Genomic DNA, 21,234 nt, shown 5'->3' on the forward strand with positions numbered 1-21,234 from the left:
CTCCGGGCAAACCTCATGCCCTATCCGAAAGGTCCATCATGAAGAAAACCCTCGGCGCCGTTGCTGCCGCCGCAGCCATCGCCATCTCCCTCTCCGCCTGCGGCGGCGGATCCACCTCCGCCACCGCCGGTGAGGCCAAGGGCGAAATCAACTATTGGATGTGGGACGCCAATCAGCTCCCCGCGTACCAGCAGTGCGCCGCGGACTTCACCAAGGCCAACCCGGACATCAAAGTCAAAATCACCCAGCGCGGCTGGGGCGACTACTGGACCACCCTGACCAACGGCTTCGTGGCCGGAAACGCCCCGGACGTCTTCGCCGACCACCTGTCCAAGTACCCCGAATTCGCCGCCAAGAAGCAGCTCCTATCCCTCGATGACGCCGTCAAGAAAGACGGGGTCAAACTGGACGTGTACAACAACGGACTCGCTGATCTCTGGGTGGGCCAGGACGGTAAGCGCTACGGCCTTCCCAAGGACTGGGACACCGTGGCCATGTTCTATAACAAGAAGCTCGTCAAGGATGCCGGCTACACGGAGGAACAGCTCGGAAAGCTGGATTGGAACCCCCAGGACGGCGGCAGCTACGAGAAGGCCATCGCCCACCTGACCGTGGATAAGAGCGGCAAGCGCGGCGACGAGCCCGGCTTCGACAAGAACAACGTTGCCGTCTACGGGCTGGGCCTGGAAAATTCCGGCAACGGCCAGGGCCAGACCCAGTGGAGCTTCCTCACCGGCACCACCGGCTGGACCCACACGGACAAGAACCCGTGGGGAACCAAGTTCAACTACGACGATCCCAAGTTCCAGGAGACCATCCAGTGGTGGAAGGGGCTGGCCGACAAGGGCTACATGCCAAAGCTTGAGACCACCGTGGGCGCCAGCGTTGCTGATGCCTTCGGCGCAGGGAAGGCCGCCATCAACACCAACGGCTCCTGGATGATCGGTCAGTACACCAGCTACAAGGGCATCGAAACCGGCATCGCCCCCACCCCCACGGGACCCGACGGCAAGCGCGCCAGCATGTTCAACGGCCTGGCCGACTCCGTCTACGCCGGCACCAAGAACCCGGCGGCCTCGTTGAAGTGGGTCGAGTACCTGGCCTCCAGCGCCTGCCAGGACGTCGTGGCCTCCAAGGCCGTCGTCTTCCCCGCCATCAAGTCCTCTTCCGAGAAGGCCGCGGCAGCATTCAAGGCCAAGGGCATCGACGTCAGCGCCTTCACCACTCAGGTCAAAGACAACACGACCTTCCTCTTCCCCATTACGGAGAACGCGGCGAAGGTCGACGGACTCATGGGCCCCGCCATGGACGCTGTGCTGTCCGGCAAGAAGGACGCCAGCACCCTGAGCGAGGCCAACGACAAGGTCAACGCCCTCTTCAAGTAGGCGCTCCGCTATACCCCCTGCGCGCCGCGGGCGTCATCTTCCCGCGGCGCGCAGCCCAACCCCTTACTTCCACACCCCAGAAGGACACTATTTATGGACCCGCTCCACCTCCGTTCCGCCGGAACCAGCCTGGTGATCAGCTTCGACAGCGGGGAAGCTGAGGTCGTCCACTGGGGCGCGGATCTTGGCAGCACGCTGCCGGACCTCGCTATCCTCACAGCCGCTATCCCGCCGTCGTCGATCGACACCATCGTTCCCGCAGGCCTGCTGCCACAGGCCTCGTCCGCCTGGCGCGGCCGGCCTGCGCTGCGCGGACACCGGATTGCCGACGGCGTCTCCGGCCTGGACTTCTCAGCCCGCCTCCGGGTCGCCGCAGCGAGCACCGGGGAGAACTCGGCTGCCATCGTCCAGTCTGATCCCGACGCCGGCCTCACCGTCTCCTCCGCCCTGACGCTGCATGACGGCGGTCTGCTGGAGCTGCGCCACACCGTCACCAATGACGGCACCACGCCTTATCAGCTCGACGAACTGGCCACTGTGCTTCCTGTGGCCCCGGCCGCCGTCGAACTCCTTGACCTGACCGGGCGCTGGTGCCGGGAACGCCACCCGCAGCGCCGCCCCATCCAGCAGGGCACCTGGGTCCGCACCGGCCGGCACGGCCGCACCGGGCACGACTCCTCGCTGCTTTTCGCCGCCGGCACTGCCGGCTTCGGCAACCGCCACGGGCAGGTCTGGGCGACGCACCTGGCCTGGAGCGGCAACCACGAGCAGTTCGCGGACAGCATCGGCGACGGCCGCACCATGATCGGCGGCTCCGAGCTCCTCGGTCCCGCCGAAGTCATCCTCGCACCCGGCGCCAGCTACACCACGCCGGCGCTCTTCTCCGCCTACTCAGGACGCGGCCTGGACGGCATCAGCGAGGCGTTCTACAGCTGGTTCCGGTCCCGTCCGCACCACGTGCTGCCGGCCGCAGCCACCGGCCTGCCCGCCGGAAAGCCGCGCCCCGTGGTCCTCAACACGTGGGAGGCCGTCTACTTCGACCACGACCTGCCCACCCTGATCGAACTGGCCGATTCCGCGGCCGAATTGGGCGTAGAGCGCTTCGTCCTGGATGACGGCTGGTTCCGCGGCCGCCGCGACGACCACGCCGGCCTGGGCGACTGGTACGTGGACGAAACACTCTGGCCCGACGGGCTCACGCCGCTGATCGAGGCCGTTACCTCCCGCGGCATGGAATTCGGGCTGTGGGTGGAACCCGAAATGATCAACCTCGATTCGGACATCGTCCGGGCGCACCCGGACTGGATCGTGGGCCCCTCAGTCCAGAACTACAAGGACGGAGGACGCCTGCCGCTGGAGTGGCGGAACCAACAGATCATCGACCTCGTCAACCCCGATGCCTGGCAGTACATCTACGACCGCATGGATGCCCTGCTGCGCGAAAATAACATCAGCTACCTTAAATGGGACCAAAACCGGGACCTGCTGGAGCACGGGCACGCCGGCCGCTCCTCGGTGCACGGGCAGACCTTGGCCGCCTACCGGCTGTTCGATGAACTCCGCAAGGCCCATCCCGGCGTTGAGATTGAAAGCTGCTCCTCGGGAGGCGCCCGGGTGGACCTTGGCATTCTGGAACGCACCGACCGGATCTGGGCCTCAGACTGCAACGACGCCCTGGAACGCCAGACCATTCAACGCTGGACCGGTCTGGTGGTTCCGCCGGAACTCGTGGGCGGCCACGTCGGCCCCACGACCTCCCACACCACCGCCCGCACGCACGATCTGTCCTTCCGCGCCATCACAGCGCTGTTCGGCCACTTCGGGATGGAATGGGACGTCCGGCAGCTGAAGGGCGCCGAGCGTGAGGAACTCAAACGCTTCATCGGCCTCTACAAGGAACACCGGGAGCTCATCCACAGCGGCCGGATGGTCCGCGCGGATGTCCCCGACGAATCGCTGATGCTGCACGGTGTTGTTGCCGACACCTCCGCGGGAGACAACGTCTCAGCCGGCACCGTTGCATCCGGTGCGACGGCGGCACTGTTCGCCCTCGTGTGCACGCGGACATCATCCGCCGAACAGCCCGGCCGGATCACAGTCCCTGGCCTGGAGGGCGGGCGTACCTACCGGGTTGAGGCGATCTTCCCGGCACTCGGCGACGCCGATTACGCGCACACCTTCACGCAGGCCCAGCCGCCGGCATGGCTGGCCTCGGGAGCCGAAACCAGCGGCAGCTTCCTTGCCGAGGTCGGACTCCCCATGCCGGTCCTCAACCCGGAACACGCCCTGTTGCTGAAGTTCACGGCGCTCTAGCCGTCGACAAAACCAAATCGCAGACTGCCCCGGCGTTTCCCGGCTCCAGGACTGGACGGGACGTCGGGGCAGTCTCTGCCCGGGCAGAGGAGGACAGATGAGAATTTGCTTACCGGCGCGACCTGGTACGCCGGCTCGCACACCGCGCTGTCCTGGCACGAGGCCGGCCACCACGTGGTGGTGATCGACAACCTGGCGCACGGCACTGGAAGAACGACGACGGCCGCCATTCCGGCTCTCATCCGCAATCGGAAATCGGTCTCGGGCGGCAGGGCGGCGCAGCTGCTGGACCTGAAGGCCCTGGCCTCGGCGAACCGGCCTTCGCATTCATCCCCGCCAAATCCGCCCTACTCGCGGGTCGTGAGAGCCGAATCCTCAGTGGCACCCCTCGGCATCCGCTACAACCCCAACCATGCAAGACAGGGACAGGTATATGAGACGCGCTAAAATCGTGGCCACGTTCGGACCGGCAATCGCAAGCTTCGAGAACACGCTTGCCGTGCTGGAAGCCGGCGTCGACGTGGCACGCATGAACATGAGCCACGGTGATTACTCTGTGCACGACAACACTTACGAGAACGTCCGCAAGGCTGCCGGGCAGCTCGGCAAGGCCGTGGCCATCATGGCTGACTTGCAGGGGCCGAAGATCCGGCTGGGCCGCTTTGTCGACGGACCGCACCTTCTGGAGGTCGGTGACAGGTTCACGATCACTACCGAGGACGTTCCGGGCACCAAGGACATCTGCTCCACGACGCTCAAGAGCCTCACTGAAGACGTCCAGGCGGGCGACGCCCTGCTGATCGACGACGGCAAGGTCGCCCTGCGCGCCATCGAGGTCGACGCCATCAAGGTGGTCGCCCAGGTGATCGTCGGCGGCTGGGTGTCGAACAACAAGGGCATTAACCTGCCCGGCGTGGCCGTCAACGTGCCGGCGCTGAGCGAGAAGGATGAGGACGATCTGCGCTGGGCCATGCGCCGCGGCGTGGACATGGTTGCCCTCTCCTTCGTCCGGGATGCCTCGGACATCAAGCGCGTGCACGAGATCATGGACGAGGAAGGTCGCCGCGTGCCGGTGATCGCCAAGATCGAGAAGCCGCAGGCCGTGGAGCAGCTGCCCGAGATCATCGACGCCTTCGACGCCATCATGGTGGCCCGTGGCGACCTTGGCGTTGAGCTTCCGTTGGAGGAAGTGCCGATTGTCCAGAAGCGCGCCGTTGAACTGGCCCGCCGTTGGGCCAAGCCGGTCATCGTGGCCACACAGGTCCTGGAATCCATGATCGACAACCCGCGCCCGACCCGCGCCGAGGCTTCCGACTGCGCCAACGCGGTGCTCGACGGTGCCGACGCGGTGATGCTCTCCGGTGAGACCAGCGTGGGCAAGTACCCGATCGAGACGGTCAAGGTCATGGCCCGGATCATCGAGTCCACCGAGGTCCACGGCCTCGAGCGCGTCCCCCCGCTGGGCACCAAGCCCAAGACCCGCGGCGGCGCCATCACCCGTGCCGCCGTGGAGATCGCCGACCAGCTGGAAGCGAAGTACATCTGTACCTTCACCCAGTCCGGTGACTCGGCCCGCCGCCTCTCGCGGCTGCGCCCGATCGGGCCGGTTTTCGCCTTCACCCCTGTGGAGCACGTCTGGAACCAGCTCGCGCTGACCTGGGGCATCCAGCCGGTCCTGGTCCCCATGGTGGGCCACACCGACGAGATGACCGCCCAGGTTGACCGCAGCCTGCTGGAAATGGATCTGGTGGAGGACGGGGACATGGTGGTTATCGCCGCCGGTTCGCCTCCCGGAAAGGCCGGTTCCACGAACCTGCTGAAGGTCCACAAGGTGGGCGACCTCGCCGACGCCGGCAGTCACGGTGCAGCCACCGTGACCAAGGACAAGCTCGGCCCGTGGCCGGAAAAGAAGAAGAAGAAGAACCGGGTCCAGCCCTAGTTCTTAGCGCTTGAGGGCAAAAAGGGAGGATCCCCGCCGGCTGGCGGGGATCCTCCCTTCACGGGGTTCGCTTGTTTGGCGTTCCGCTGCTTGCGGCAGCGATGCCCGGACGTATCTCGCCCCTGGACCTATGCCCTGTCACCCCTAGTGCCCGGACTCTCTTTCATGCGTGAGACCGTATGGGACGTGATCGCTGAGTTCTAGCTCGTAAAGATCGGGCCGGCGCCGTGTTACCAGGATGCCATGTGTTCCGGTGGAGATGGCGGCCGCCCGCAGATCCCTCTCTGCGGCGTTCAGAAGCTCCTCGAGCTGGTTGCGGCTTGAAATTTGCACCTCTCTGATGCGGTGTTGAATGGCCATTTTTGATAACTCTCTTTCTCTATTCAACGAACGGAATGACGACTGCGGGCTCTGCGGTGGCCGGTGGCGTCACTTGATGGAGCCGCTTATGACCCTTCGCGGTCACACGGCTGTGCTCAGATAGTCGATGGCCAGTTTGTAGCCGTAAATGCCTGCGCCAGAGATCAGGACGGCACACGCGGAGAATGGCGAGGAGGTATCGATGCTCTGCTGTCGATAGCAGATGTTGGTGATATCGATTTCGACAGTGGGAACGTGTGCCGAGGCCAGTGCGTACTGCAGTTCTGTCGAAGCAGGGTTGAGACTGGCTGTGTTGATGACAATCCCGATGACCGAGCCCGTAGCGGCCCGAATAGTGTCTACCAGGCGGACCTCATTGCAAAACTCCAGGCAGACGGTGAAGCCGTGTGAAGACGCAGCCGACTCGACGAGTTGCTCAATCTCCGCCCGGGTGGGCGCCCGGCGCTCCTCGGGTTTGCCCGGGCCCGTCAGGGGCCCGTTGACAACGAGGATGGTCCCGCGGCCGGGTGACGCCGGGTGATCGGAAATATCGAAGGGCCCCGTCAGGGGGCGGCTTACGGTGTTCGAGGTAGGAGGCTCAACCCGCTGCCGCTGCTCAGGGAGCGTGGCCTTCCGGGTGCCCCGTGCGCGTGCCAGCTCCGATGCTGCGGAGGAAGCGACATAGCCAAGGTCGGCTGCGGCGGTCAGAATCCTTTGTCGGGTCGATGGTGAGACGCGGGGAAGCCCGCGCAGGGCCCGCGAGACGGTGGCGGTCGACACCCCGGCGGCGGCCGCGACGTCCCGGATGCCTGTGGCCTGGAGGGACTGGCCCGAATGCGCTGCCGATGCCCCGGCCGGGTGGCTGCCCGGGTTGGTCATGAGGCTCTCCGTCCTAGCCGTTGTAGCCGTGGGGGTTGGTTTTCTGCCAGCGCCAGTGGTCCTCACACATCTGGTCCACGGTCCTGGTGGTGGACCAGCCCAGATCGGCCAGGGCCGAGGAGGCATCGGCCCAGAAAGCGGGCAGGTCCCCGGGCCGGCGGGCCGTGATCTCATAGGGAATCGGTTTGCCGGCGGCCTTCTCGAAGGCGTGCAGGATTTCCAGCACCGACGAGCCCCGGCCGGAGCCGAGGTTCCAGCGCCGCACCCCGGCCCGAGCAGCAATGTGGTCCAGGGCCGCGACGTGTCCTTCGGCGAGGTCCACCACGTGGATGTAGTCCCGCAGGCATGTGCCGTCCGCGGTGTTGTAGTCGCCGCCGAAGACCATGAGCCTCTCGCGGCGTCCCACGGCAACCTGGGCGATGAAGGGAACCAGGTTGTTGGGGATGCCTTGCGGGTCTTCGCCGATGCGGCCTGACGGGTGCGCACCGACCGGGTTGAAGTAGCGCAGCAGGGCAATGTGCCAGCGGGGATCGGCGTCACCCAGATCTGAGAGGATGTCCTCGATCTGTTCCTTGGTCCGGCCGTAGGGGTTGTTGGCGCCGATTTCCATCTTCTCGACGTAGGGGATGGGATTGTGCTCCCCGTAGACGGTGGCTGATGAGCTGAACACGAGCGACCGGACGTCGTGCCGGTCCATGACCCGGATGAGGTTCAGGGTGCCCACCAGGTTGTTGTAGTAGTACTTCAGGGGTTCGCGGACCGATTCCCCCACTGCCTTCAGGCCGGCGAAGTGGATGACCGCGTCGATCGCGCCGGTGGCGAACACCACTTCCACCGCGGCCTCGTCCACCAGATCAACGTTGTGGAATTCGGCGGTCTTCCCGCTGAGCTCTGCTACCCGGCGCAGCGACTCCTCGTTGGAGTTCACGAGGTTGTCGATCACCACCACGTCATGGCCGGCCTCGTGCAGGGACAGCACCGTGTGTGAGCCGATGTACCCGGTCCCGCCGGTAACCAGAATTCTCATCGGATGCGTTCTGCTCCCGCGGCGGGCGTGACGGTGAAGATGTCTGGCCGGGTGAATCCTGCCTCGGCGAAGGCGCGGACGATGGCGTCGCGGACCTGCTGCTCGCGCGCGACGGGAATCAGGGCGATGGCCGAGCCGCCGAAGCCGCCGCCGGTCATGCGCGCGCCGATGGCGCCGTGGCCCCAGGCCGTGTCCACGGCAAGGTCGAGTTCCGGGCAGGAGATCTGGAAGTCGTCCCGCATGGACGCGTGGCTGGCATCAAGCAGGCCGCCGATGTGGGCCGGGCCTTGGCTCCGGAGGGTGTCTACGGTTTGCACCACGCGCGCGTTCTCGGTGACGATGTGCCGGACCCGCCTGAACGTTACCGGATCGAGCAGCCTGCGGGCCTGCTCAAGATCGGCGACGGCGACGTCGCGGAGCGCCTTGACGCCGAGGACTTCGGCGCCGAGCTCGCAGGAAGCGCGGCGGGAGGCGTAGCCGCCGTCGGCGTGGGAATGCGCGACCTTCGTGTCGATGACGAGCAGGACCAGTCCGGCCTCCTGGGCTGCGAACGGGACCAGTTGCACGGCCTGGTTTCTGCAGTCGAGGAAGACGGCCTGCCCGATGGCGCCGCGCAGGGACGCCGACTGGTCCATGATGCCGGTCGGAGCTCCTACGAAGGCGTTTTCCGCGTGCTGGGTCAGAAGGACCATCTCCTCGGCCCCAAGTCCAGCGCCGGTGAGGTCGTTGAGCGCGGTGATGGCGGCGCACTCGATCGCGTGCGAGGACGAGAGTCCGGCGCCGGGCGGCACGTCGGAGTCGAGCAGGAGATCAAAGCCGGAAACCTCGATGCCGAGCTGCTGCAAGGCCCAGACCACGCCTAGGGGGTATGTGGCCCACCCGGAAACGTTGCCGGGAACCAGTGAGGCCGCATCGGCCGTCACGATCTCCTGGCCGCCGACGGTGGACAGCAGCCGCACGGTGGAGTCGTCGCGGAGACGGAGCGCCGTAGTGGCCCTCTTGTCGATGGCGAAGGGCAGGACAAAGCCCTCGTTGTAGTCGGTGTGCTCGCCGATCAGGTTGACCCGGCCGGGGGCGGCCCATATTCCGTCCGGGGCCGCTCCGAAGGTCTCCTTGAACCGGGCCGTCAGGTCGCCGATCTGGGTGTTAGTGCGTGCGACGGTGTTCATGCGGGCGCGCCTTCCGGGGTGAGGGTGGTCGTGTCTTGGACAGCACCGGTCACGACGACGGCGACGTCCCGCAGCCGGGCCGCGACGGATTCGGGCGTGGTGTCGTTGATGAATGCGCCCATGGCCGCCTCGGAGCCGGCCAGGTACTTGAGCTTGTCAGCGGCGCGGCGCGGCGAGGTCAGCTGCAGGTGCAGGTGGCCGGCCCGGCGCATGGCGGGCTCCAGCGGAGCCTGGTGCCAGGCCGCGATGTAGGGGGTCGGCGTCGGATACAGGGCGTCAAAGCGTTTGAGGAGCTCGGGGTACAGCTCCGCCAGCTCGTCGCGCTCGGCACCGTCAAGGGCGGCGAGGTCCGGAACCTGGCGGTGCGGGACGAGATGGACTTCCAGGGGCCAGCGCGCCGCGAAGGGGACGTAGGCGCTGAAGTGTTCGCCCTCGAGGACCATGCGGCTGCCGTCGCTGCGCTCGGCCTGCAGCAGAGAGGCCGTTAGTGTTGCCGTACCGTGCATCGTGTCGGTGAACTTGCCGGCCGCGGCGGCCAGGGCAGCGGCGCGCGGCGTGACGTAGGGGTAGGCATAGATCTGCCCGTGCGGGTGGTGCAGGGTGACGCCAATGTCCGCGCCCCGGTTTTCGAACGGGAAGACCTGCTGGATGCCGGGCAGTGCGCTGAGGGCCTCTGTCCGGTGGGCCCAGGCATCGATCACCGTCCGGGTGCGGCGCCAACCCAGGCCGGCGAAGGATCCGGTGTGCTCAGGGGTGAAGGCAACGACTTCGCAACGGCCCACCGCGGGGGTCATGGACCCCCAGGCCGGTGTGGATGGCATCTCGCTCGTGTCCGGGCCCAGGGAGGGAAAGCGGTTTTCAAAAACGGCCACGTCGTAGTCCGGAGCCGGAATTTCTGTTTGGTTGGCCGGCGTCGTCGGACAGATCGGGCACTGATCCGCCGGCGGCAGGTGCGTGCGCGTCTGCCGGTGCGCGGCTACGGCCACCCATTCCCGGCTCAGCGCATCGAAGCGCAACTGGCCTGGCTCGGGGCGTAAGGGCAGATCCCTGCCATCTACCAGGGATTCCGGCGATCGCGCGGCCGACCCGACATCATCAAAGTAGAGGATCTCCCGGCCATCAGCCAGCTGTGTCATCGTCGCTCGTGTCATGGTTCAATTCTTACACAATAAAACAATTTCAAACAATAGAGAACATTAATAACCACTGGCCGCTGTCGTCGTATGCCCGTAGAAGACTAGGATGGCGGAGAGGAAGCCGGCGCAGTCGCCGTCGGATACCGCGCCCAGCCTCCTGTTCGCCGCACACACAAAGGATGCTGAATGCTCGCCGCAGCCCGCCACTCCGCCATCATTGCTGAGGTCCAGCGCGAACGGATCGTCCGCGTCGCGGCCCTCGCCCGGATGCTCGGAGTGTCCCCCATGACCGTCCGGCGCGACATCGACGCGTTGGATGCTGCCGGCGCGCTGCAGAAGGTGCACGGCGGGGCCAAACTGCCCGGCAGCGTAAGCACACACGAACCGGGCTTCGAGCTGAAAGTCACGCAGCTGCAGGAGGAAAAAATGGCGATTGCGCAGGAGGCGGCCACCCGCGTGCGGGAGGGCATGGCGGTGGGGCTCAGCGCGGGCACCACCACCTGGGCCCTGGCCCAGCTGCTCTCGGCCGGGCCCCAGATCACGGTGGTCACCAACTCGGTGCGGATCGCGGACGTTTTCCATCAGGGCTCCTCCCAGTCCACGGTGATCCTGACCGGCGGTGAACGCACGCCCTCGGACGCGTTGGTGGGTCCGCTGGCCACTTCCGCACTGAAACAGCTGCATCTCGATGTGCTCTTCCTAGGCGTCCATGGCGTTGATGCCGACGCCGGGTTCACCACGCCGAACCTGCTGGAAGCCGAGACGGATCGGGCCTTCGTGGCCGCAGCGCGCCGGGTCGTGGTGCTGGCCGACAACACAAAGTGGGGAACCTTCGGCATCAGCACCATCGCTGGCCTGGAGGAGGCGGACGAGCTCATCAGTGACGAGGGACTGCCCGGCGAAGCCCGGCGGATCCTCGGTCAGCGTGTGGGGCGGTTGCGCTTGGCGGCCACACGCACCCCGGCGACCGCGGCTGCCGGCACCGCCGCCGGCTCGCTCTCGAGCCCCTAAGACAGGCGCTTTCCGCGGTAGCCGGAGTTGGGGCAAGACCGCAACAGTCGCGGAGGGGCTGACGTCGTCGCGCATGACGGCGGTCATAGGGCTGCAAAGTTGTCACTACCGGAGTCTGTGAGTTCGCTTCCACAGTGATGATAGCCGTGATTATGCAAGGTTGTCAGTATGACAGGACAAGTTCGCTCCAACTCAAGCTTACACTGCGGCGCCACAAGAAAGGAGAGGAAGGCTGCCCGTTGGCGGCCTCCCTCTTCGGTCCGCTGGTCTATTACGTTGGCTAGGTCCGCACGTCGGGGAACCATCCAACGGGTGCTTTCTTCGGTTCAAGATGTTCGGGCTCGCGGTGTTCTTTCATGTCGCAGTTGTAGAACGGCCCTTGTGGATTCAGCAGGACGCCCATGTGGTGGTCTGCGTGATCCCGCCACCAGACGCTCATGCCGGTGGCCGGGTCGAGGCGCAGGTGCTCCCAGGAACGCCACAAGGCCGCTACGCGGGAGACGGCTTCGGGGTGGAAGTACCACTCGATGCACCACTTCGCGGTCTTTCCGGTGACGCTGCGGACGTAGGTGGGCAGCAGTTGCTCGTGAAGGAATTCTTCGGCCGTACCGTAGACGAGCTCCGGTGGCTTCTCGGGTTTGCCGTCTTCGCCTGTGCCGGGGTTGGGGGCGGGTGTGTCCGTATCGAACAATCCGAAATCATCTGCCATGGCTGATTGCTTCCTTACCCGGTGACCCAGGGATTAGCGACCGGAGCGGAGGGCACCAGGGAGGCCGCCGGTTCCTCCGGGCGGGGGCTGTACTTCTTGATGGACGCCTCCACGGCTTCCTTGTGCCGGCCGGTGTACCAGGGCATCGTCCGGACCAGCGTGGCGGGTGCTCCTGATGCGAGGACCACGGCGCGGCCGCGGTCCAGCTCGGCGAGGTTGGAGACGTCGAAGATGCGTTCCTTGCCTTCCTGCCGGGAACGGCTGGAGCCGGACTTGCCGGAGGAGACGGAGACGTTGGTGTAGCTGTAGTCCCCGATCAGGTCCGAGAGTGCCCGGAGGAAGCCTTCTTCGGCGACGCCGCCACCGTAGACCTTGACGTTCGCGGCCGACCAGATTTTCCGCATGTTCGCCTCGCCCCACAGCTCGACGCCCTGTGACCAGGACTGCAGGATGCCCATGACGATCAGGCCCTTGGAGCCGTAGTGGCTGAACTGGTCCGGCAGGGCTGCCCAGCGGACGACGTTGGCCAACTCATCGAGGGCGAACAGTGCAGGTTTGGGCAGGCGGCCGCCGCTGCGTTCGGCCCGTTCCTCCATCGCCTCGGCAATGGCCACCGTCAACGCCGTGGTGAGCGGGGACGCTGAGCCGGCCCCTTCCTTGGAGAGGATGTAGATCGTCTCCTGAGAGGCGGCGAAAGCGTGCGGGTTGAACTGCCGGCGGGAGTCCGTAGCTACCGTCGCGCCGCCCATCGGGGCGACCCAGCGCAGCGTGTTCCTGCTCTTGAGGCACTGAATCATCTTCTCTGCGGTGCCGAAGATCCCGTCGCGCTGCTTGTCGGCCAGCTGCAGCGTCGACTCCAGGCCCTTGTACTGCAGCTCGTAGTCATGCTCTTTCAGGATGTTGATCGGTTCCCGGTTCACCTGCTCCGTCACCCACAGGTAGACCTGCGTGATGGGAAGCTCACCGAGCGCGGCCGCGAGGAAGTACGAGGACAGGATGTCTTCGGCTTTGGGATCGAAGTAGGCATCCGGCTTGGACCCCGGGACCCGGGAACCAACAGAAAAGTGCTGCGTGAGCTTGTACGCCTTCTCCTCGTCGGTGACGTAAGAGATCGGGTTCCACCACCACTCCGGTTCCTCCTGAGCGATCTTCTGCGGATCAAACACCCACACCGGGGCCGTGAGCTCGCGGACGCCCCGGGTGCCGTCCACCACGTCGCGTTTGTTCGAGGTCGACACCACAGCGCCCGGTGCGTCCAGGATCGCGGGCATGACCCGCGAGGTCGACTTACCGGTCCGGGGACCCCAGATATCGAGGCTGAGGTCTTCCCAGGACTGAATGAACGTCTGACCGGTGGAGACCACCTTGCCGACCACGATGCCCGGCGTGCCTGTCACTCTCAGCCGATCCGCCGTCGCCTTCGCGCCCTTCTCGGAGAACGCAGCCAAGGACTTCCCGCGACCCAGATACCGTGCCGCCTTATCGACGCGGGCACGCTTGGATGCACCCTTCTTCCAGGCCACGAGCACGACGATGGCCAGGACCAGGACTACGCCGGCCATGAGAGCGGCCGCGACGGTGGACTGGACGGGCCAGGGCACCCGGCCCTTGATGAGTCCGGCGATAAGATCAATCGGGTCCGCGGGCGGTGCTTTGATGCCGGCCATCCAGGAGCCAAAGTGGGCGGCCGCGTAGGTCCCTCCGCCGAAGATGACGATGAAGCCGATGGCGAGCCAGACCAGCAGGGCATCGCCGAGGCCCATTCCTTTACGGTTCGGTGCACTCACAGCGTGCCTCCTTCAAGGGGTAGGTCAGGGGTCATGGGCTCGAGGAGGGTTTCCGGGATCTCTCTCCACTTAGCCTCGGTGTCGTTGACCCCGTCCGGGCCTTGCTCAAGCGATGTCAGTCCCACCAGGACCGGGATCCCGGGCCGGCCACCGACCTTGATCAGGAACTTCCCGCGTCCGGGAGGTTCGATGTCGAGCCCGCGGGAGTCCCAGGCAGGCGGGTCCTGCCAGGAGATGAGCTTCTGCTGCTCCTGGCGGGATAACGGAATGGCCGAGGTCAGCAACGGCATCTCCGAGGCCGGGAGGCCACCGCAGATCACCATGCCGGAGCGTTCCACGAAGCCGCGGGCCTTCATCCGGTCTTCTTCCGCCGGCAGTGCCAGCAGGTCGGACATGGTGTGGGAAATCATGATCTGCCCGACCCCCACGGAGCGGTTCAAACGGGTCAGGGCGTCCACCCGGTCCACCATGCCTTTACCGGCGCGCAGCGCCCGCCACAGCTCATCCAGGACCACGAAGTAGTTCCGGCGCGGTTCCAGGCCGGCGTCGGCGAGGGCGTTGGCGACGTTGACGGTCCCGAAACCGTAGGACCAGCACGCGAGCAAGATTGCTGCTTGGAGGTCGGTTTCAGTCTCGTCAATGCTGGAGACGTCGAAGACCACGGCGCGGTCGCGCCGCATCGGGTTGGTGGTGTGCCGGGAGAAGATTTCTCCCAGCTTCCCGCCACCGGTCAGGCCCAGCAGGGTTGCTTCCAAGGCCCGGGTTTCCTGCAGGTAGACGGTCATGTCGCCGCGGTCCAGCGCGACTTGTCGCAGTTCGTCGGGTGCGGAGATGATCACGTCCAACAGGTCTTTCAGGACAGGAACACCGTCGAACCGGTCATCGAGGACCCGCAGGGCCCGGTCCAGTATTGTCTGTTCCTGATCGGTGGGAGGGTTGTTCCGGCTGATCGTGATCAGGGAGACAACCATTGTCAGGCGCCGGCCGTGAGCGTCGGCGCGGACCCGGGCGGCGTCCTCGTGGTGGCCGCTGGCTTCGAGCAGCTGCGCCGCTTCGACGGCCTGGCCGGGATCGAGGATGTTCAGGTACCCGACGCCGCGGCCGAGCCTGATGACCTGTCCGCCGAGTGCCTGGACCGCTTTGACGTGTTCGCCTTTGAGGTCCCCCAGGATCAGAGGGTGGACGCCTTGGGCGGAGAGACCGATGAACATCCGGCGCACCACCGTGGACTTTCCCAGCCCGGGCTTGCCCAGGATGAACGCAGACGGATTGGAAATCAGGCGTGCCCGCTGGAACCAGCTGATCGGGTCACAGCAGACCGTGGCCTGGGTTTCCTCGTGGCGTCCGAGCGGGACGCCGATCATGGGCGAGGACGCCCCGGAGGAAAACGGCCACAGCCCGCAGACCTGGACCGTGGTTCCCCGGTATTCCTTCACCGACGGGACGAGCGCGGCCATGCCGCCGCCGCGCCCCGTCCAGCCCCGGGCACCCGGGCCGGCCTGACGCGGTTCCTTCTCAGCCTTCTTCTTCGGCGCAGCCTTTACTGGCTTTACTGTCTTTGACGTCAAAAAGTCCTTGAGAGCCATTAGAGGGCGTCCTTGATTTCGGACGGCAGGAGGCTGTGCTTGGGAAGGACCAGACCCAGGGGCAGGGACGCGGCGAATGCGGTGTCCTGGGTGCCGTAGGCGCGGCGCAGCAGCACCCGGGCGGTGCCGGAGGTCTGTTCCACGGCGGCCACGGCATCGGGGAGGCGTTCCTTGTCGGTCACGGTGGCTGTGACGACCATGCCGAAGTTCACCAGCCCGGCGCCCTGGGCTTCCTCGGCCGCGGTCTGCACGGCGGAGCGGGCATCGACCAGGGCGCGGGCGGAGGGCCGGGTCCCGGAGGTGATGCGGACGTTGGCGTTGTTCTGGTCCCGCTCCACCACGGCGGCGGCCCGGGCCGAGTCCATCGGGCGGTACAGCAGTGAGATCCGTTTGCGGTCAATGTCCCCGTGCGGGGCCAGCAACCGGGACAGGACCGAGGAGTTCACCGACCCGCGCGGGGCACCGGTCATGGTCCAGGAGACTGAGAACGCGCCGTCATGCCGGTAGTCATCCCAGGCCGCCTGCGTCGCGGAGGGTCCGACCTCGCCCCAGGTCAGGGACACCGGGGAGCCGGCGGCGTGGGCTTGATCAATGATCAGGGCCGCGGGCGGATCGTAGGCGATCCGGACGACCTCGCAGAGTTCCTGCGCGGACATCGGCCTGGCGATGCCGGCACCGGTGGACTGCAGCCGGGCCGACAGGCCGGGGATCCGGGACGCGAGGTCTCGGGCCACATCTTCGGGTGTGCGCTTCTTCGATCCCGTCCGCAGGGAGGCGTTGAAGGACAGGGACACCCAGGCCCGGACCGTGGCCGAGCCTTCCGGGTAGGTCTGTACGACCTCGTTGAGCACGTTCCTGGCAAAATCCGGGGCGTTCGGGTCGATGTTCATCATGACCTCATTGCGGAGCCGGTAGCCGGAATCCGGTGCGGTCTCGACCGTCACCGCTGCGGCGTCCAGGCCCGCTTCGTCCCCGAGGCCGGCGAGCCAGCCGCCCCAGTTCGCCACCCACGCATCGACCTGCTCCGGGTCCACCAGGGACGCACCGTCGGGCTCGGTGGAGAAGATCACGGTGTAGTGGCTGGTGGCCGGCACGTGCAGCAGCGCGAACGGGCGCTTGTAGGAGTCGGTGAACTCGTACAGGGTCGACTTCGCGGCCAGGCCGGGCAACTGGTACATGCCCCAGGCCGTCACCCCGAGGGGGCCGGAACGGTAGAAGTTCGTCCCGGAGGACCTGGAGAGCCGGAAGCTCATCCGTGTTCCGAAACGGTCAACAACGGACTGGCCATGCTTGTCCTTGACCGTCAGCAGCAGCGCGCTGGCCCCGGCCACAGCCAGGACAGCAAGGCCCGGGAACAGGCCCCAAATGGCGAAGCTGACGATCCCGGCCAGCAACCCGGCCATGACAATGCCGGTGCCGATCGCTCCGAGGTTGCCCAACCCGGCAGAACGCGGGACGCGCCAGTTGCCGTAGGACGGTTCCTTGTATTCGGTATTAGCTGCTGCCACTGGGGCCCTCCGCTGTTTCTGATTGGCCGGTTGAATCCTGCGCGGTCTGTTGTGCGGCCTGAGAAACCCTGGACGCTGCTTGTGCTCCTACGGCGACGGCCATGCCAGCCGGACCTGCGGCCTTCGCCGCACCCGACGCGGCGCCTGCGCTGCCGGCGGCTGCTCCTGCCCCGGTGCTGCCTGCTGTCCCCGCGGTTGCGGCGCCGGCCGCCCCACCCGGACCGGTAGCCCCCGGTGTCGGCTGGCCGCCGCTTCCCTTCGGGCCAGGTGTTCCGTTGCTGCCCTTCGGAGATGCGCCCGACTGGTTGCTTTGTGTACTCGCCGGGGTCGGGGCGGCGTTGGCTTTACCGCTGCCGCTGCGGCCCATGGAAACGGCGCCTGTGGCCATGGCCCCAACGGCAGCCCCGGCCCCCGCTCCCCCGCCGGAGGCGACGGCACCAACCATGGGCGTCACGAAGCGCATCAGCGCCGGCAAAGCGAACAGGGCGACAACCATCAACGTGAAACCCGTGATGGACCCGATCAGGCCGTCCTTCCCGCTGTTGTGCCCCATGAGGAGGAATGCGACGGAGTAGACGATCGCCGCAGCTGGTTTGTAGAGGATGAATGCGATGGTCCAGCCAACTGCTTTTTGGAACCACTGCTTTCCCATCTCCGTATTCGTGAAGGCCGCGGTGGTGGGCAGGATGCCCGCCAGGATCACCAACATGCCGCTGCGGACCACCATCAGAACGATCTGGACGAGGGAGGCAATCAGACCAATCAATCCCAGAACGATAAGGATGAACACGCCCACCCCCGTCTGGCCGGTCACGATCAGGAGGTTCATCGACTCGGCAAAGCCCTTTCCGTCCGTGGAACGCTCAATGATGGCGGCAGAGAACGCATCCGCGGCGACTACCAGAATCGAGATGACACCCAGGCCCAAGCCACTGACAAGTGTGAGCGTGACGAGGGACCGCAGCAGGTCTTTTAGCGGTGCCCCGCGCTGTTCCCAGATCATCCGGCTGCCACCGAGAATGACGGCGAGGACCGCAAGCGTCAGAGTCCAGACCATCAATTCGCTGTTCACCATGGAGACGACGGGGCTTGGCGTTGCACCGTCCTCGCTGGCCAGGTTCACCGTGGGCATGGACACCCAGAAAGTCGACAGGGTCGTCACCATCTGGCTCATGCCCTCCATGATGGCCTTCGCCATGTTGCCCATGGCGTCATCAGCGAGGCCTGAAATCCAGTCCCCTACGGGGTTCCAGGAAGGCCTCATGCTCCGCTCCAGAGGATGAATCCGGAAAGGTCACGGACTTGCCGGGGTTCCTCCAAGGGTGCGCCGTTGTCGGCAACCACGCCCTTCCAATCCCCGTCCTGCCAAAGCAGAGTCGTCCGCACCGAAGCAAGCGCTCCGTTGTCCGCCTTGAATGCCAGTTCCACAACGGTTTGGTTCGCCGTGTATGAGACATTGAAGCCCGCTATCTGGACTTTCACGGCCGAGGCTGGGACCGCGGTCGTGGGTGTCTTCATCCCTGCGTCACGGCCAGGGCCTTTGGCTGCAAGCTGCTCTGCGATAGCTCGTTCCTTGGAGGGGTCGATGCCCAGAGCCCAAAGGTTCACCGCCGCATAAAGCGCCCCTGTCGGAGTGTGAGCGAAGCAGGACCGGATGCCCTGATCGTCCGTCTTTCCCGGGCCTATTTTCGGGTCGGTTGGTGCGGCCATTGTTCCGACGAGTTCCCACTTCGTCTTGGGGGCCGCTCCCAGCGATGACTCCGACGAGGAGGGCAGGCCACAGATACTCTGTCCTGCTGTCGCCGAAGCGCTGGGGCTGGCTGTAGCTGAGTTGCTGGATTCGGCCGGAGCCGGTGCCGGCTGGGCGCTCTCCTGTCCTTTGGGGAGCAGGAAGATGACGACGGCTGCTGCAATCAGCGCGACCACCAGCGCGGCAGCAATGATGAAACCGGGTTTGGTGAACGGATTGCTTTCGGTGGTGCTCTCTGTTGACTGGCTCATGCTGAACCTCCCGTTGTTGGTGCTGGCTTAGACGAAGGCGCGGACGATGCCCGAGGCGCCGGTGATGATGATGCAGCCCATCAGGACCCAGCCGAGCTTGCCGATGGCTTGGGCTCCCTCGCCGCGCTGGAGCTGGATGACCATGCCGATGCCGACAATGATCACGCCCAGGACGCCCAGGACCAGGCCGATGCCGGAGGCCCAGTTCAGGATCGTGAGCAGTCCACCTGCCTGTGCCGGGACGACCGGGGTGGGGTTGGGGATAACGCTTCCGTCAAGTACAGCGAAGGAGTTCATAGTGAGACCTTTCAGTTGGTGGTGGGTGTGGTGTCGGTAGCCAGGGCGGCTAAGTCAGTGATGAAGCGTTGGTATTCGCGGGCCGGCGGCGGGGTGGTGGAGTCCCCGTGCCGCCAGGCCTCGACCCAGGGCAGGATCCAGAGCCGCGGCGCTCCCCCGCCGACGATGGCGGCGAAGTCCCGGAGAGCCTTGGGAGTCTTGCCCGGTGCATCCGCCAGGACGGCGAGGCCGAGCAGATCAAGCTCCGGCGCCGCGCCCGAGGCCCACTGGGTCAGTGCGCTCCGGGCGGCTGTCAGCCCGCAAATATCTGCACGGCAGACCAGCAGCACCCGAGGCTTGCCGCCGTCCTGGAGAACGGGCCAGCAGTGACCGGTGACCCGCGCACCGCCGATCAGATCAGCGATGCGACTTTCACCGGATCCCCCATGGGCTCCGGTGACCCACAGCGCTGCGGAGCCTGAGACCGTGCGGCAGGCCCGACGGTCTGCGGCGTCCGGTGCGACCATTCCCCGCAGCGGCGCACTGATCACAGCCGCCGGCGGCAAATACGCATCCGAGGCTGACATGTCCGCGCCGTCGGCCGGAGCCGGGTGGGTGATCCAGGGGTTCAGGGACTGTTGCACGATTTCCTCCTTTCAAAGTCCGTTGGTGGGTGGTTTAGAAGCCGGCGGCAACGGCGGCCGCAGCCGCGAGCCATGCCCGCTGGGTTGCGGGCTGGAGGGCTTCATAACGGATGGGGCCACTGACCAGGGCAGGATCGTAAGGAATCCGAACAACGGCCCGGACGAACGGGGCGAAGCCGTCCGCGATCCGCCGGGCCTCGTCCTTGGCCCGCTTCAGAGCATCCCCGCTCATGCTGCGCTTGGCGTCGGTGGACTCCGAGACGATCACGACGGCGTTGCGTGCCAGCTCCGCGTCGTGCCCGCCCCGGGATTCCAGCGTCTGCAGCGTCAGCCGAGCAGCTTCTGCGCGGTCCTCAATGGCTGTCACCGGGACGACGAGCTGGTTAGTGTGATCGATCATCCGCCGCCAGTTCGCGGCCCGGGCGGTGTTGCCGGAGTCCATCACGACGAGCCGGTAGTACCGGGTGAGGACCTGGTGGGCGATGTCCACTTCCTCGGCGGTCACTTCGTGATCGCCCTCTTCGTTTTCATCCGAGCGCAGGACATCGAACTTGTCGGCCGTCTGGTGGTGAACGAACTTGGCAATCTCTGCCGCGTTCGTGGACGGGGAGAGCAATTCGGTGGAGGCATCGATCAGGTCCAGGACGCTCCCGTCGTGGGAGCCCTTTTCCGTCCGCCACCCGAGGGTGCCCTGGGACTCGTTGTTATCCCACGCGACCGTGGCGGCCCCGCTGTAGCGGGCGAGGATGGCCGAGAGCATCACTACGGTGGGGGTCTTGTTCGCCCCGCCCTTGCGGTTCACTACCGCGATCGTGCGGGGGCCGGGCCAGTGTTGGCTGACGGTGCGGATGTCCTCGCGTTCGGCCATCTCCTCCGCCGAGGGATCCATCCGGAACCCCAGCCGTGTCAGGGTTCCGCGCCAGCCCTGCGTGGCTGGTTCCAGGACCGGGGCGCTGACCAGGAAGGAGGTCTCTTTCAGGCTTCGGTGCGTAGGGGCTTCCGCCGCGGCGGGGATGGGCGTCATCGTCGTTCCTTGCGTTGCTGAGGTTCCAAGGCGTGCCGTGGCCTCACCCTTGGGCGTGGTGTCGGCCGGTGCGGCCTGGGGCCGGACTGGTTCGATCGGGGTCGTCTCGGTGAGCGCCCCCGCCACGGGCGCGGCGGTGGTCGTGGGGGCCTCGGCCCGGCGCCTGGCGGGCTTGGGCGTGTAGCTGACGGATTCCTTGCTGCCGTTGGGACTGACGATGAGTTCGCCGTGGCCTTCGGGGTCATCAATGGCCACCCGTACGGCCCGGTTCAGTGTCCGTGCTTCCCCGACCACGAGGGCCAGGGCGTTCTCGCGGAGCTGCTGCAGGGATCCGCCCGGCGTGACGGTGCGGGAGTTCCCGGCCACGACGACTTCGGCGGTGCCGTTGTCACGGACGATGGCCTGGATCTTGGGGAATGCCAATACTTCTGTCGGGTTGCGACCCATGGGCTTCTTCCTTTTCTCGAGCGGGGCGGTTGG

General features: G+C 66.1%; 18 protein-coding genes and 1 pseudogene. 5 read left to right on the plus strand and 14 right to left on the minus strand.

Annotated features, from left to right (window positions below; translation table 11 throughout):
- Positions 1–38: 38 nt before the first annotated feature.
- The 4 genes from AC1DGD_RS06515 to pyk all read left to right on the plus strand — a co-directional run bounded on the left by AC1DGD_RS06515 (position 39) and on the right by pyk (position 5,637).
- Positions 39–1,385, plus strand: a complete 1,347-nt coding sequence (locus AC1DGD_RS06515; protein WP_476856294.1) for an ABC transporter substrate-binding protein — start codon at positions 39–41, stop codon at positions 1,383–1,385.
- A gap of 93 nt (positions 1,386–1,478) precedes the next feature.
- Positions 1,479–3,698, plus strand: a complete 2,220-nt coding sequence (locus AC1DGD_RS06520) for an alpha-galactosidase (RefSeq protein WP_476856295.1) — start codon at positions 1,479–1,481, stop codon at positions 3,696–3,698.
- A gap of 105 nt (positions 3,699–3,803) precedes the next feature.
- Entirely contained in the window at positions 3,804–4,145 is a 342-nt protein-coding gene (locus AC1DGD_RS06525; RefSeq protein WP_476856296.1) for a hypothetical protein, read from the plus strand.
- A complete protein-coding gene (gene pyk, locus AC1DGD_RS06530) occupies positions 4,132–5,637 on the plus strand; it encodes a pyruvate kinase (RefSeq protein ID WP_476856297.1) in 1,506 nt (501 codons plus the stop codon). Before AC1DGD_RS06525 ends, pyk begins: the two co-directional genes overlap by 14 nt.
- Before the next feature lie 462 nt (positions 5,638–6,099).
- On the opposite strand, the gene AC1DGD_RS06535 is transcribed toward pyk, so the two are convergent.
- The 5 genes and pseudogenes from AC1DGD_RS06535 to galT form a co-directional block, all read right to left on the minus strand.
- Positions 6,100–6,654, minus strand: a complete 555-nt coding sequence (locus AC1DGD_RS06535; RefSeq protein ID WP_476856395.1) for a type II 3-dehydroquinate dehydratase — start codon at positions 6,652–6,654, stop codon at positions 6,100–6,102.
- Positions 6,640–6,876, minus strand: a pseudogene (locus AC1DGD_RS06540) (LacI family DNA-binding transcriptional regulator); the annotation flags it as partial. The pseudogene AC1DGD_RS06540 and the gene AC1DGD_RS06535, both read right to left, overlap by 15 nt.
- A gap of 13 nt (positions 6,877–6,889) precedes the next feature.
- On the minus strand, positions 6,890–7,903 hold the full coding sequence (galE, locus tag AC1DGD_RS06545) for a UDP-glucose 4-epimerase GalE (protein WP_476856298.1): 1,014 nt from the start codon (positions 7,901–7,903) through the stop codon (positions 6,890–6,892).
- Complete coding sequence (gene galK / locus AC1DGD_RS06550; RefSeq protein ID WP_476856299.1) at positions 7,900–9,072, minus strand: galactokinase; 1,173 nt, start codon at positions 9,070–9,072, stop codon at positions 7,900–7,902. Before galK ends, galE begins: the two co-directional genes overlap by 4 nt.
- A complete protein-coding gene (gene galT, locus AC1DGD_RS06555; RefSeq protein ID WP_476856300.1) occupies positions 9,069–10,223 on the minus strand; it encodes a galactose-1-phosphate uridylyltransferase in 1,155 nt (384 codons plus the stop codon). The genes galK and galT overlap by 4 nt, the downstream gene beginning before the upstream one ends.
- Positions 10,224–10,394: 171 nt before the next feature.
- Between galT and AC1DGD_RS06560 the strand changes: the two genes are divergently transcribed.
- Positions 10,395–11,219: a DeoR/GlpR family DNA-binding transcription regulator gene (locus AC1DGD_RS06560; RefSeq protein WP_476856301.1), complete on the plus strand. Its 825-nt coding sequence runs from the start codon at positions 10,395–10,397 to the stop codon at positions 11,217–11,219.
- 280 nt (positions 11,220–11,499) lie between these two features.
- Here the strand turns inward: AC1DGD_RS06560 and AC1DGD_RS06565 are convergent, their stop codons facing one another.
- The 9 genes from AC1DGD_RS06565 to AC1DGD_RS06605 are packed head-to-tail and all read right to left on the minus strand — an operon-like array spanning position 11,500 to position 21,201.
- A complete protein-coding gene (locus AC1DGD_RS06565) occupies positions 11,500–11,928 on the minus strand; it encodes a DUF4913 domain-containing protein (RefSeq protein WP_476856302.1) in 429 nt (142 codons plus the stop codon).
- Positions 11,929–11,942: 14 nt separating this feature from the next.
- Complete coding sequence (locus AC1DGD_RS06570; RefSeq protein WP_476856303.1) at positions 11,943–13,715, minus strand: type IV secretory system conjugative DNA transfer family protein; 1,773 nt, start codon at positions 13,713–13,715, stop codon at positions 11,943–11,945.
- Positions 13,712–15,301, minus strand: a complete 1,590-nt coding sequence (locus AC1DGD_RS06575) for an ATP/GTP-binding protein (RefSeq protein ID WP_476856304.1) — start codon at positions 15,299–15,301, stop codon at positions 13,712–13,714. The genes AC1DGD_RS06570 and AC1DGD_RS06575 overlap by 4 nt, the downstream gene beginning before the upstream one ends.
- Positions 15,301–16,809 (minus strand): SCO6880 family protein, encoded by a 1,509-nt coding sequence (locus AC1DGD_RS06580; protein ID WP_476856305.1) that lies wholly within the window; start codon positions 16,807–16,809, stop codon positions 15,301–15,303. Before AC1DGD_RS06580 ends, AC1DGD_RS06575 begins: the two co-directional genes overlap by 1 nt.
- Positions 16,796–18,073, minus strand: a complete 1,278-nt coding sequence (locus AC1DGD_RS06585) for a TrbL/VirB6 family protein (protein ID WP_476856306.1) — start codon at positions 18,071–18,073, stop codon at positions 16,796–16,798. The genes AC1DGD_RS06580 and AC1DGD_RS06585 overlap by 14 nt, the downstream gene beginning before the upstream one ends.
- The gene (locus AC1DGD_RS06590; protein WP_476856307.1) at positions 18,070–18,810 is read right to left on the minus strand and encodes a DUF8175 domain-containg protein; all 741 of its coding nucleotides are present in this window, start codon (positions 18,808–18,810) and stop codon (positions 18,070–18,072) included. The genes AC1DGD_RS06585 and AC1DGD_RS06590 overlap by 4 nt, the downstream gene beginning before the upstream one ends.
- 27 nt (positions 18,811–18,837) lie before the next feature.
- Positions 18,838–19,107: a hypothetical protein gene (locus AC1DGD_RS06595; RefSeq protein WP_476856308.1), complete on the minus strand. Its 270-nt coding sequence runs from the start codon at positions 19,105–19,107 to the stop codon at positions 18,838–18,840.
- Between the two features lie 11 nt (positions 19,108–19,118).
- Complete coding sequence (locus tag AC1DGD_RS06600) at positions 19,119–19,730, minus strand: DUF6668 family protein (RefSeq protein ID WP_476856309.1); 612 nt, start codon at positions 19,728–19,730, stop codon at positions 19,119–19,121.
- Between the two features lie 34 nt (positions 19,731–19,764).
- Positions 19,765–21,201: a MinD/ParA family ATP-binding protein gene (locus AC1DGD_RS06605; protein ID WP_476856310.1), complete on the minus strand. Its 1,437-nt coding sequence runs from the start codon at positions 21,199–21,201 to the stop codon at positions 19,765–19,767.
- Positions 21,202–21,234: the final 33 nt, after the last annotated feature.

Source organism: Arthrobacter sp. 05T45 (assembly GCF_056395875.1).

Excerpts from the sequence above, each read along its gene's own strand:
- AC1DGD_RS06515 (WP_476856294.1), top strand. The coding sequence starts at position 39 with ATGAAGAAAACCCTCGGCGCCGTTGCTGCCGCCGCAGCCATCGCCATC.
- AC1DGD_RS06520 (WP_476856295.1), top strand. The coding sequence starts at position 1,479 with ATGGACCCGCTCCACCTCCGTTCCGCCGGAACCAGCCTGGTGATCAGC.
- pyk (WP_476856297.1), top strand. The coding sequence starts at position 4,132 with ATGAGACGCGCTAAAATCGTGGCCACGTTCGGACCGGCAATCGCAAGC.
- galE (WP_476856298.1), bottom strand. The coding sequence starts at position 7,903 with ATGAGAATTCTGGTTACCGGCGGGACCGGGTACATCGGCTCACACACG.
- galK (WP_476856299.1), bottom strand. The coding sequence starts at position 9,072 with ATGAACACCGTCGCACGCACTAACACCCAGATCGGCGACCTGACGGCC.
- galT (WP_476856300.1), bottom strand. The coding sequence starts at position 10,223 with ATGACACGAGCGACGATGACACAGCTGGCTGATGGCCGGGAGATCCTC.
- AC1DGD_RS06560 (WP_476856301.1), top strand. The coding sequence starts at position 10,395 with ATGCTCGCCGCAGCCCGCCACTCCGCCATCATTGCTGAGGTCCAGCGC.
- AC1DGD_RS06565 (WP_476856302.1), bottom strand. The coding sequence starts at position 11,928 with ATGGCAGATGATTTCGGATTGTTCGATACGGACACACCCGCCCCCAAC.
- AC1DGD_RS06575 (WP_476856304.1), bottom strand. The coding sequence starts at position 15,301 with ATGGCTCTCAAGGACTTTTTGACGTCAAAGACAGTAAAGCCAGTAAAG.
- AC1DGD_RS06585 (WP_476856306.1), bottom strand. The coding sequence starts at position 18,073 with ATGAGGCCTTCCTGGAACCCCGTAGGGGACTGGATTTCAGGCCTCGCT.
- AC1DGD_RS06590 (WP_476856307.1), bottom strand. The coding sequence starts at position 18,810 with ATGAGCCAGTCAACAGAGAGCACCACCGAAAGCAATCCGTTCACCAAA.
- AC1DGD_RS06595 (WP_476856308.1), bottom strand. The coding sequence starts at position 19,107 with ATGAACTCCTTCGCTGTACTTGACGGAAGCGTTATCCCCAACCCCACC.
- AC1DGD_RS06605 (WP_476856310.1), bottom strand. The coding sequence starts at position 21,201 with ATGGGTCGCAACCCGACAGAAGTATTGGCATTCCCCAAGATCCAGGCC.